The following is a 12,106-nucleotide window of genomic DNA, read 5'->3' as shown; positions in this document are numbered from 1 at the left end:
AAAAAAACACCTATCCTGTTTTTAAGGCAGGAGAGGTGTTTTAATACCAAAACTAACTAGGATACAGCTAAGCCAGCAGACCAGCCACAGTGATTATCATAAGATACATAAATCCAGCGGCAACCAGTACCAGAGCCAGCATATCCTTAATATTTTCCATTTTATATCCTCCATTATTTTTTAGCATTTAGTATAACCACAACCAGGGCAGATAAAGCACCCCTCCTGATAGACCAAAATGCTGCCGCATTCGGGGCACTGCCCGGCTATATTCCTTACCAGAGCGTTTGCACTTACAGTTTTTGCCGAACCTGCCACCGGCTTGGTATAACCGTCTACATGTTTTTCCAGCACACTGGCAATAGCATCGGCACAGCTTAACACAGCTTTACTTTCATCCCAGGCAATAGACGGGCAACGGATACCTCTAAGCTGTTTTACTACCGAAGCCACTTCCATACCTGAGCGCAGTGCCAGCGAAATAAGCCGGCAGGTGGATTCCAGCTGGGCAGAGGCACAACCTCCAGCTTTGCCCAGTGAGGAAAACACCTCACAAATTCCATGCTCGTCAGAGTTTACAGTAACATAGATATATCCGCAACCTGTAGTAACCCTTTCGGTGATACCCTGGGTTACTTTGGAACGTTTGCGGGGCATCAAATTCGGGTTAACAACCGCCGCCGGGGTCTCAATTTTATTTTCGGCCTTGCCGGTAGACATAGGCTGATCTTCGCGGCTGCCATCACGGTAGATAGTAATACCCTTGAGGTTACGGGCATGAGCCATCTTGTAGACATCGGCTACATCACATTCACCAGCATCACGTGAAAAATTGACTGTCTTGGAAACGGCATTATCAGTGCATTTCTGGAAGGCAGCCTGTATACGCACATGCCATTCCGGTACAATCTGGTGAGCAGTTACGAACAGTTCTTTAGCCTCATCTGGCACATCAGCCTCATCCAAATGCGCTCCTTCAGCCAGAGATTTGATAAGCTCCTCGGAATAGTATCCGCCTTCTTTAGCAGCCCGCTCAAAATACGGGTTAACCTCTATCATCTTGGTGCCGTCCAGTATATTGCGGGTGAAACACAGGGCAAAATGGGGTTCAATACCCGAAGAACAGCCGGCTATAATAGACAAAGTACCGGTGGGTGCAATAGTAGTGCAGGAAGCATTCCGCATGGGGCGGCCGCTCTTCTCATAGATACTTCCGCGGTAAGCAGGGAACACACCCCTCTCCACTGCCAGCTCTGAAGAGAATTTGTGTGCTTCGTCATTTACAAAGCACATTATTTCCTCTGCCAGCTTGATAGAGTTTTCCGAATTGTAAGGTATGCCCAGTTCTAAAAGCATATCTGCAAAACCCATAACTCCCAGGCCAATCTTACGGCTTTTCTTGGTCATCTCTTCAATCTGTGGCAGAGGAAATTTATTTACGTCTATGACATTATCCAGGAAACGAACCGCACTCTTTATCACCCGGCTGAGTTTCTTATAATCAACCGTACTTTTACCGCCGCTTACAGTCACCATGCGTGACAGGTTTATAGACCCCAGATTGCATGATTCATAAGGCAGCAGCGGCTGTTCACCGCAGGGATTGGTGCTTTCAATCCGCCCCAACTGGGGAGTGGGATTATAAGCATTTATGCGGTCTATAAACACAATACCGGGGTCACCCGTCTTCCAGGCCATGTGAACAATCTTGTTAAACACTTCGGTAGCATTCAGACGGGAAACAACCTCACCATTGTGGGGATTAAGCAAATCATAATCAACCCCGTCTTTCACCGCCTGCATAAATTTATCGGTAATAGCCACCGACAAATTAAAGTTAGTCAGCACCCCGGCCTTATCTTTGGCATGGATAAACTTCATGATATCAGGGTGGTCAATACTCAATATAGCCATATTGGCGCCCCGTCTGGTGCCGCCCTGCTTGATAACATCAGTTGCCACATCAAAGGCGCGCATAAAGGACACAGGCCCGCTGGCAACCCCTCCGGTAGTACCCACCCGGTCCTGTTCGGGACGCAGGCGGGAAAATGAAAAGCCGGTGCCGCCGCCGCTTTTATGTATCATAGCGGTATGCTTTACGGCATCAAAAATAGACTCAATGGAATCATCTACCGGCAGAACGAAACAGGCCGAAAGCTGCCCCAGCTCACGCCCGGCATTCATCAAGGTGGGAGAATTGGGCAAAAACTCCAGACGGGTCATCAGGTTATAAAACTCGTCCTCACGGCTTCTTACGTCTGCCTTGGGGTTATAAATAAGCTCCCCCATGGCAATAGTACGGGCCACCCTGCGGAACATATCTTCCACAGTTTCGGTGGGCTTCCCCTGCTTGTCTTTTTTCAGATAGCGGCGTTCCAGCACGCACACGGCATTATCTGTAAGCTTCAGCCCTTCAGCTTTGGCATCAGCCATAATTTCAGATTTAACTTGTACTTTTACCGGCATAGGTTCTTCCTCCTTGGCTTGGATATTAATTTGGGTCTGTTTGTCCTTGTTGCCTTCCTCCAGCACCTCTTTGACCATTATATCTATCTCATCATCTGTGGCCAGTACCGCAGGTGCTTTTAAATCACTGGGCAGCAAATCTTCCATACCAGGTAAACCTACCGGTTTTTCCAGCTTCTTTATAAGCTGGCTGATAAGCGTTTCTATCTGGACTCTATCGGAAATACCCATTGAGGCTGCGGCTACAAACATAGCGCGGGCCACGCGGTTGCGATTAACCGGAGTTGGTTTCTTACCGCTTACGTGATTTACCATGTCATCTCCTCTGATATCTGGTCTTGGGGGAAATCTTATCTTCAGGCAACAGGCTAAGCTGCCCTTTATGTATGCCCTCGTCCTGTCCGTTTACCAAATTATCTACTACTTTTTTAAGCTGGGTAATATCGGTAAACTCACGATAAACACTGGCAAAACGCACATAGGCAATATTATCCAGTGCCTTAAGCTTTTCCATAACCATATCCCCCAAAAGGGTACTGGGTATTTCGGCCTTGCCCATATTGTAAATTTCAGCTTCTATATCACCAGCTATTTTATCCACCGCTCCGGCTGGCAAGGGGCGTTTTTCACAAGCACGTCTGAGACCGCTCAGCAATTTTTCTTTGTTAAACTCTTCACGGCGCTGATCTTTCTTAACTACAAAAAGACCGGCCGGCTGAAAACGTTCATAAGTAGTAAAGCGCTGCCCGCAAACCACACATTCACGTCTTCGGCGGACCCCGTCATCTACATCTCTGGAATCTATCACCTTGGAATCAGGGTGACTGCAATAAGGACAATCCACTACGCCCTCCAACACTGTATATTGTGTTGCGCAGATAGATTAACACAAGGGATAGTGGTAGTCAATACGTATATAGTCCTATTTTTTACAAAGAAACAGGGCTGCAGTTTATAAACTGCAGCCCTGCTATATTATCTATACCAGACTTACCAGGAAATCCTGGAAGAGGGCTTGTTAGAGCGGGTATCCACCGGCGGTGCAACCGGGCGAGCCCGATTGAATAACGGTCTCCGCAGGAAGGAAGGTACATCCAGCTCGTCTTCGGTCTTGATACCTTTCAGCTGGCGGGTAATGGCATCATCACCCTCTTCTTCGGCCATACCAATCTTGGAAACAAAACCGGTAGCAATCAGGGTTATCTTTACATTTGAACCCATGGATGAGTCTGAAGCCACACCGAAAATGATGTTGGCGTCAGGATCAACTGCCTGCTTAATAACATCCGCTGCTTCGTTAACTTCCATAAGGCTCAGGTCAGGACCGCCCACTATATTGAAAAGAACACCCTTGGAGCCGGTGATGGAAACATCCAGCAAGGGGCTGGCCAGAGCGCTCTTGGCAGCATCTGAAGCCCTGTTTTTGCCGGAACCATAACCGATAGACATCCAGGCCGGGCCGGCATCCCGCATAACGGCACGCACATCAGCAAAGTCCAGGTTGATCAAACCGGGAACGGTGATTACCTCGGAAATAGCCTGTACGCCATGGCGCAGTACATCATCAGCCATTTTGAAGGCAGCATCAACGCCGGTCTTCTGGTCGCACAAATCCAGCAAACGGTCATTAGGGATAATAATCAGGGTATCTACCTTGCCCAGCAGGCGATTAATGCCTTCTTTGGCGGTAGAGGCACGGTGAGCACCTTCAAAAGTGAAGGGCTTGGTAACAACGGCAATAGTCAAAGCGCCGCTTTTCTTGGACTCTTCGGCTACAATGGGAGCAGAACCTGTGCCGGTACCGCCGCCCATGCCGGCAGTTACAAAGACCATATCCGCCCCGTTAACTATCTCACGGATTTCATCACGGCTCTCTTCGGCCGCCTTCTGACCCATGTTATGGTCGCCGCCGGCACCCAAACCGCGGGTAACTCTTTCGCCTATCTGGAGGCGGATAGGAGCTTCAGTGATAGCCAAAGCCTGGGCATCAGTGTTGATAGCAATAAACTCAACACCCTGTATTTCTTCACGGACCATGCGGGTAACAGCATTGCAACCGCCGCCGCCACAGCCGAATACTTTAATTCTGGCGGGATTGGGAACGAAACTTGTTTTAGCCATTTTTATATTCTCCTTATATCACTCTAAATATTTACTTTACCTAATTAGTCCCGAACAGACCGGCAAAACCCTTGAGCAAGTTACGCATTCGGCCGAAAAAGCCGAGATTATCCAGCCAGGATTTTTTGACCGGCTGGTGTTTGGCACCCCAGATGAGAAGGCCTACACCGGTGGCATAAGCCGGGTCATGAAGTGAATCTATAATGCCGTATACTTTGTCAGGGTTTCCTACCCTTACCGGTATGCGCAGGATATCCCGTCCCAGAGTTTCCATACCCGCCAGATTAGAGCTGCCGCCGGTAAGTACCAGCCCTGCCGGTACCAGGCTGTCATAATCAGAGTTCGGTATTTCCAGCATAATAAGGCGGAGAACTTCCTCAACCCGGGCGCGGATGATGTCACAAAGGTCCTGATAAGAAACGCCATGGCCATCTTCACAGATAGGGCTGGGAGATTCCATTTTAGTTTCATATACGGGCAGGACGCTGCCGTAGCGTTTCTTCATTTCCTCGGCAACATCAAAAGGAAGGCCCAGGCCAATAGCCACATCACGTGTCAGCTGATAACCAGCCACCGGGATAATAGCTGTGTGCCAGATACTACCATCTTTGAAGACGCAGATATCAGTGGTGCCGCCGCCGATATCGGCCAGGATAACACCCACCTGCTTTTCGTCATCAGTCAGTACAGCTTCACTGGAAGCAATAGGTTCAAGTACCAGGTCATCAATATCAATGCCCAGCCCCCGAATGCATTTTACCAGATTCTGTACCGAGGTAGCGGCCGCAGTAATAATATGTGTTTCCACATCCAGCCTGAAACCATGCATACCTACCGGGTTTTTTACCCCGGATTGGCCGTCTACTGCATAGGTTCTGGGAATAACGTGGAGCAGTTTGCGGTCATTGGGGACGCTGATATTCTGAGCGGTAGCCATAACCCGCTTCAGGTCATCACTTCTTACCAGGCGGTCATTCCTGGTAATAGCCACCACACCCCTGTTGTTCATAGAGGCCACGTGGCGTCCGGTTACGCCTACATAGGCGGACTCAACCTTGTATCCGGAAGCCTGCTCCGCCTTACGGATAGACTCCCTGATGGACTCCCGTGCGTCATTGATGTTTACTACCAGACCTTTATGTAAACCCTGCGAAGGACCTATGCCAACACCAACTACGTTGACACCGCCCACAGGATTTACTTCGGCAATTATAGTACAGATCTTGGTAGTGCCGACATCAATCGCTGTAACGATTCTGTTTTTCATATATCTCCCTCCATTTGCAAAACCGTGTATCTCAAAAATCCCTTACGGGAACATTAGTCCTTTCCGCACATCAGCTGCCTCCCCTCTGGACCACCCCCTTATGTTTAGCCTGTCCGTGCCGAACAGAGCCAGTTTCGCTGACATGATTAACTAATTCATCTGCCCGGCTGGAAAAAAAACGCCCATCACCGGGTTCTATAATCCGTTCCGCTACCCGCATCTTGGCGCTCCGGCTGCGCGGGTTTCGGGATATTTCTTCATCCGACGGAGTAATCACCCGGCGGTTTATTATTCTCAGCGAAGGCTGGTGATCACAAACACACTGGGGTATATCATCCGGGCAGATACAGCCCTTGGCTTCTTTCTGAAAATATTGTTTTACAATGCGGTCCTCAAGCGAATGGTAGCTTATCACTACCAGCCGCCCGCCATGTCCCAAAAGGCTTTGGGCCTGTGCAAGAGCGCTCTCAAGGTGCGAAAGCTCCTCGTTTACCGCTATCCGCAAAGCCTGGAAAGTCCGGGTGGCAGGATGAATCCGCCCGTGACGCCCCCCAACCGCTTTTTCAATAACAGACGCCAATTCGGTAGTTGTTTTAAACGGCCTTTTCTCTAAAATAGCCCGGGCAATCCGCCGGCTGAAAGGCTCTTCACCGTACTTCCAAATCAAATCTGAAAGCTCTGCAAGGTCATAAGTATTAACGATATCCGCCGCCGAGAGTTCCTGACCGGGTGAAAAACGCATATCCAGAGGAGCTTCAGTTTGAAAACTGAACCCGGATTCCTCTCTGTCAAGCTGCATGGAGGAAAGACCTAAATCAAACAAAATGCCATGCACCGGCATATATTCGTACCGCTGGCATATATCTTTCAAATTTGCAAAGTTATCATTTACCAGTAAAACCGAACTGCCGAAACCTTTCAGGCGCTCAGCAGCCAAAGCTATAGCCTTGGGATCTGTATCTATAGACAAAAGCTGTCCGCCAGGGTAACTGTGCTCCAAAATAGCCTCGGAGTGACCACCTGCCCCCAAAGTGCAGTCCACATAACGGCCGCCGGGTATAACCCCCAACCCCTGTATAGACTCTTCCAGCATAACCGGTATATGAGGATACTCAGTCACTTCTGTTTAATTCCCCTCAAGCGTTTCTATTATCTGCCATGCCTGCTCCTGGCTGGCCTTCTTTTCAGATTCCCAGGTCTCTTTATCCCAAATTTCTAAATAATTGTTGACACCTGCCACAATAACCTCTATATTAACCCCAGCATAGTTTTTCAAGGGTGCAGGCAGGGTTAGACGTCCTTGGGCATCCAGATTAACATCAAAAGCCAAAGCGAAAAGAGCCCTGTTTAAGCGGCGCATCTTGCTGGGAGCAACTGTAGTACTCTTCAGGCTTTCAGCCAGTTTTTTCCATTCGCACAGGGGGTAAGCGTAAATGCATTTCTCACCGGTGCCGGGTGCAAGTATCAAGCCGTCCTTCAGGCTGGGCCTGATGGCGGGAGGCAAAGGGAAACGCCCCTTTTCGTCCAGCTTGTACTCAAATTCTCCAAAAAACATCTTCTTAGATACTCTCTCCCCGACTTACCACATTACCCCACTTTTTCCCATTCTATAAGCGAACACCCCTATTGTCAAGCCTTTAAAAATATATTTTTGTATACCTTTTTGGCTTTTGGGTCTGGCCAAAAGGGTATGCTAAAATAGAACAGCGTCAAGGGGTAAAAATAGGAGAGAAAAGCTTGAAAATAGATGTATTAACCCTTTTTCCGGAGATGTTTCAGTCCCCTTTTGAAGAGAGTATTTTCAAGCGGGCAGCAGACAAAAATCTGGTAAGGTTAGAAATACATAACTTCAGGGATTTCAGCCATGACAAGCACCATGCGGTAGATGATTCCCCCTATGGCGGCGGTGCCGGCATGCTGCTTAAGCCCGAACCTTTGTTTGAGGCAGTAGAGGCGGTCATGGAAAAAGATCCTACCCCTGCCCCGGTAATTCTCCTTTCCCCGCAGGGACGCACCTTTAACCAATCTGTCGCCCGCGAACTGGCAGGCAACCAGCGGCTGATTATAATCTGCGGCCATTACGAAGGCTTTGACGAGCGGGTGCGGGAACATCTGGCCACAGACGAAATAAGCATAGGTGATTTTGTGCTGACCGGCGGGGAACTGGCCGCCATGGTAGTTATAGATACGGTTTCCCGCCTGATACCCGGCGTACTTGGTTCAGAAGACTCCTCAGAAGAAGACTCCCACTCAAATGGCCTGCTGGAACACCCCCACTACACCCGTCCCCCGGTATTCAGGGGCTGGGGTATACCGGAGGTACTTCTTTCAGGCAATCATGCCCGGATAGACCGCTGGCGTCGTAAAGAATCTCTGCGGCGTACTTTGAAAAGACGCCCGGATATGCTTGAAAAAATAACCCTCTCCAAAACAGACCGCAAGCTGATGGACGAAATACTGGCCGAAGAAAACCCCAAAGATTAAAACCCGGTATTATATATAAGGTATGCAAACACCCCGCATCCCCTCTGCCAAACCCGCGCACTTGATTATGAATTGGGTTTGTGTTTTAATATTCCGTTGATATTTAAAGGAGTTTTTACCGCCATGGAAGAGACTATGAATAATCAGGAAACCCCTGAAACCAATGAAGAAGAAACCGCAGCTGAAGAAACAGTTGCTGTAGAAAATACCGCAGAGGGAAAAGTTCTGCCGAGTTTCGGCCCCGGTGATACCATAAAAGTACACGCCCGCATTAAAGAAGGCGACAAAGAACGTATTCAGATGTTTCAGGGTGTAGTCCTTAAAATAAAACAGGCCGCTGACGGCGGCAATTTCACCGTTCGACGCATAAGCTACGGCGTAGGTGTTGAACGCACCTTCCCCTTCCTCTCACCCAACGTTACCAAGGTTGAGATTATGAAGAAGGGTAAAGTACGCCGTGCCCGCCTGTTCTACCTGCGCAAGCTTTCCGGGAAAGCTGCCCGCATCAAAGAAGTTAAACAAACACCCTCTTAAGCTCTCTTAGGGGGTATATGGATTGGCTTTTGCCGAACTGGCCGTAAACACTCCGGTACTTAGACCGGGCAGTTTTTCCTACTCCATACCATTGGGGTTAGAAATAAAACCCGGCCAGGCGGTCTGGGCTCCTTTCGGACCTAAAATAGTTCAGGGCATAGTCCTTGAAATAACTGACCAGCCGGCATTCGGGCAAACACGTGAAATCTGCGGCGTTATCTCTGATACGCCGCTTCTTTCTTTTCACCAGCTGAAGTTAGCCAAGTGGATAAGCCAAACCTATTTATGCAGTATTTACGAAGCAGTAGCCCTCATGCTGCCGCCGTCTTTTGAACGCCAAAGCCTGGCCTATATCAGCCTGGAGACCATCCCGCCAGCTACAGCAAAAAACCCGTCTGAAACCTTAAGCCCAAATATGCAAAAAATATTTGACCGGCTAAAAGCCGGAGATGTTACTCCCCAGAGTGAACTGGAAAAAATATTCGGCAAGAAAACCACCCAAAACGCCCTAATCAAACTTATAAATCAGGGGCTGGTAAAACGCACCTACCGGATAAGCCCTGCAAGGGTACAAACCAAATTTGAAAAACACTTCCGCCTGAGCGGGCAGGCATTGGCATTTATTAAAAACCAGAATCTCCCTAAGTTATCCCCCCGCCAGACAGATATTTTTGAGTGCCTGCGGAAAAATCCGCTAGGCATTGCCAAGAGCCAGCTGAACCTGCTCTTTAAAAATAATTCGGCCGTCTTAAAGGCTCTTGAACAAAAGGGGCTGGTAAGTACCGAAGAACATCAGGTATTCCGCCAGCCCATAGATTACAGTCAAATAACCCCCATGCTGCACCTTGAGCTAAGCCCTCCTCAGGCAAAGTGTTTGCAGGCCATCACCCATTCCCTGAATACCCTGCCTGAAAATGACCCGAATCCCCGAACATTTTTACTTCATGGCATAACCGGCAGCGGTAAAACCGAAATATATCTGCAGTCACTGGCTGAAACCCTGCGTCTGGGCAGAAAGGGTATTGTACTGGTACCCGAAATATCCCTTACCCCCCAGACTATTGCCCGTTTTGCAGGGCGTTTCCCCGGCAAAATAGCCGTGCTGCACAGCCGCCTCAGTCCGGGTGAACAGTTTGACGAATGGCAAAGGATAAAAAACGATCAGGCAGATATCGTAATCGGCCCCAGAAGCGCCCTTTTTGCCCCTCTGGACAAACCCGGCATTATCATCATAGACGAAGAGCATGAATGGACATATAAACAGCAGGACCCGCAGCCGCGTTATCATACCCGCACCGTTGCTAATAAAATGGCTGAAGAGTACGGTGCTGTAGTGGTACTTGGCAGTGCCACTCCGGATATTGACAGCTATTTCAAAGCCAAACACGGCATTTACCAGCTTCTGGAACTGCCCGAACGCCTGACCCCCTATAGAGGCGCTTCCCTGCCAAAAACCGAGCTGGTAGATATGCGCACCGAACTCTCCGAGGGCAACCGTAGCATTTTTTCCCGCAACCTGCACGCCTCCATTGAAAAAGTACTGGCAAACCATGAGCAGGCCATTTTATTCATAAACCGCCGGGGCGGTGCCAGTTTTATCCAGTGCCGTGATTGCGGTTATGTAGCCATGTGCAAAAGCTGTGATGCTCCGCTCACATATCACCCAGACCAGGAAAATCTGGTCTGTCATCAGTGCGGCAGGCAATACTCCAACCCTCTTACCTGCCCAAAATGCAGCAGCCGCAGGATTAAATACCTTGGTATAGGCACCCAGAAACTGGAGGAAGAAACAAGACTGGCTTTTCCACAGGCAAGACTGCTGCGCTGGGATAGTGACGTAACCAGAGGCAAAAATAAACACCAGCAGATAATGGATACGTTCAGCCGCCATCAGGCAGATATACTTATCGGCACCCAGATGGTAGCCAAAGGGCTTGACCTGCCTGCAGTTACTCTGGTAGGAGTAATAAACGCGGATATCAGTCTGAACTTGCCTGATTTCAGGGCAGGCGAACGCACATTCCAGCTGCTGGCACAGGTAGCCGGACGGGCAGGCCGGGGTATATCAGGAGGGAAAGTGATTATCCAGACCTATACGCCCGAAAACTACGCCATTCAGGCAGCAGTTTGCCATGATTATCAGGGTTTTTATGCCAAGGAGATAACCTACCGCCGGGAACTGAATAACCCTCCTTTCCGGAAATTAGCCTGCATTGTTTTCAGCCATTTAAACCATGACTTTTGCCGGCAACAGGCTGAAGTTATGGCTGAAACCCTCCGGGAAAAAGCTGATGCAGGCGGTTCAGGCAGTCTGGAAATTTTAGGGCCGGCTCCCGCTTTCATCCAACGTCTGCGGGGACGCTATAGGTACCAACTAATACTGCGCTCACCAAACCCGGCAGATTTCCTTCGGAATATCAGTTTTGGACAGGGCTGGAGTATTGACCTTGACCCATATGGCTTGTGCTAAACCATTTAAGTACTATAGTCATAATACAAAGCACTATTTTTATTCAGAATAGACCTGAAATATAATACTAATCTATATTCCATTTGTATAATTCAAGCTTCCCAATAACACATATTTTGACACTTGCTTTTGGGTGGTATACATTGTACAAAGCTCATAAATTGACATCTGGCATATGAGTTAGCGTTATCGTATAATACTATTGTATCTTTATCATATTCAGTCCTTACCCGAATTATATCTAAGGCAGGAAGATCATGAGTAAAGCCACATCATCAAATGGCTGGGCAGACCTTGGAGAGATAATCCGTCAGCAAAGGGTAAAAATACCGCTTACCCTGCAAGAATTGGCCGCCAAGACCAACGTCTCTCCTTCCCACCTGGGGCGTATTGAGCGCGGCGAACGATTTCCGTCTGCCAGAATACTCAAAAGAATTGCTCATCCCTTGGGTTTTGAAGAAGATGAATTATTCACTCTGGCCGGATATCTTACCCCCCAGAAGGACAGTATCTCGGAGATAGAAGCGGAATATACCTCTACCCCCAGACAACTTGACCCTTATGTAGCTAAAGTGCTGGCACAAGAGCCCATTGAGCTGCAAAGAGCGGTTATTGCTATTCTGGCCATGCTGAAAAGCATATCCAAATCCATGACCTAGCAAGTAAATATTACTTACCTTCAGATGCCGCCTTGTCTGGCAGCAGTAATATAGGTATGTTCTGAACGTTTGTAACCCGAAGCTATCCAAACGTAATTTTCTTGA

General features: G+C 48.7%; 10 protein-coding genes. 4 read left to right on the top strand and 6 right to left on the bottom strand.

Annotated elements, in window-relative coordinates; genetic code table 11:
* Positions 1 to 180: 180 nt before the first annotated feature.
* The 6 genes from ASJ33_RS01950 to mraZ all read right to left on the bottom strand — a co-directional run bounded on the left by ASJ33_RS01950 (position 181) and on the right by mraZ (position 7,409).
* A complete protein-coding gene (locus ASJ33_RS01950) occupies positions 181 to 2,466 on the bottom strand; it encodes a vitamin B12-dependent ribonucleotide reductase (RefSeq protein WP_072555836.1) in 2,286 nt (761 codons plus the stop codon).
* Between the two features lie 316 nt (positions 2,467 to 2,782).
* A complete protein-coding gene (gene nrdR / locus ASJ33_RS01945) occupies positions 2,783 to 3,310 on the bottom strand; it encodes a transcriptional regulator NrdR (protein ID WP_012881622.1) in 528 nt (175 codons plus the stop codon).
* A gap of 146 nt (positions 3,311 to 3,456) precedes the next feature.
* Positions 3,457 to 4,587 (bottom strand): cell division protein FtsZ, encoded by a 1,131-nt coding sequence (gene ftsZ, locus ASJ33_RS01940; RefSeq protein WP_012881621.1) that lies wholly within the window; start codon positions 4,585 to 4,587, stop codon positions 3,457 to 3,459.
* A 40-nt stretch (positions 4,588 to 4,627) separates the two neighbouring features.
* Entirely contained in the window at positions 4,628 to 5,854 is a 1,227-nt protein-coding gene (ftsA, locus tag ASJ33_RS01935; RefSeq protein ID WP_041330600.1) for a cell division protein FtsA, read from the bottom strand.
* Positions 5,855 to 5,924: 70 nt separating this feature from the next.
* Complete coding sequence (gene rsmH, locus ASJ33_RS01930; protein ID WP_023651907.1) at positions 5,925 to 6,974, bottom strand: 16S rRNA (cytosine(1402)-N(4))-methyltransferase RsmH; 1,050 nt, start codon at positions 6,972 to 6,974, stop codon at positions 5,925 to 5,927.
* A gap of 6 nt (positions 6,975 to 6,980) precedes the next feature.
* Positions 6,981 to 7,409 (bottom strand): division/cell wall cluster transcriptional repressor MraZ, encoded by a 429-nt coding sequence (gene mraZ / locus ASJ33_RS01925; RefSeq protein WP_012881618.1) that lies wholly within the window; start codon positions 7,407 to 7,409, stop codon positions 6,981 to 6,983.
* A gap of 182 nt (positions 7,410 to 7,591) precedes the next feature.
* Here mraZ and trmD point away from each other — a divergent pair, with 182 nt between their 5' ends.
* The 4 genes from trmD (at position 7,592) to ASJ33_RS01905 (ending at position 12,001) form a co-directional block, all read left to right on the top strand.
* Positions 7,592 to 8,338 (top strand): tRNA (guanosine(37)-N1)-methyltransferase TrmD, encoded by a 747-nt coding sequence (gene trmD, locus ASJ33_RS01920; RefSeq protein ID WP_012881617.1) that lies wholly within the window; start codon positions 7,592 to 7,594, stop codon positions 8,336 to 8,338.
* 123 nt (positions 8,339 to 8,461) lie between these two features.
* Entirely contained in the window at positions 8,462 to 8,872 is a 411-nt protein-coding gene (rplS, locus tag ASJ33_RS01915) for a 50S ribosomal protein L19 (protein ID WP_012881616.1), read from the top strand.
* 22 nt (positions 8,873 to 8,894) lie between these two features.
* On the top strand, positions 8,895 to 11,342 hold the full coding sequence (priA, locus tag ASJ33_RS01910) for a primosomal protein N' (protein ID WP_041330597.1): 2,448 nt from the start codon (positions 8,895 to 8,897) through the stop codon (positions 11,340 to 11,342).
* A 257-nt stretch (positions 11,343 to 11,599) separates the two neighbouring features.
* Positions 11,600 to 12,001, top strand: coding sequence for a helix-turn-helix domain-containing protein (locus ASJ33_RS01905; protein ID WP_012881614.1), 402 nt, complete (start codon positions 11,600 to 11,602; stop codon positions 11,999 to 12,001).
* The last annotated feature ends 105 nt before the right edge of the window (positions 12,002 to 12,106 follow it).

Source organism: Dehalococcoides mccartyi, from assembly GCF_001889305.1.
Lineage (GTDB): Bacteria > Chloroflexota > Dehalococcoidia > Dehalococcoidales > Dehalococcoidaceae > Dehalococcoides > Dehalococcoides mccartyi_A.
The sequence above is the reverse complement of the archived record's forward strand: the minus strand, read 5'-3'. Positions and strand labels throughout refer to the sequence as shown.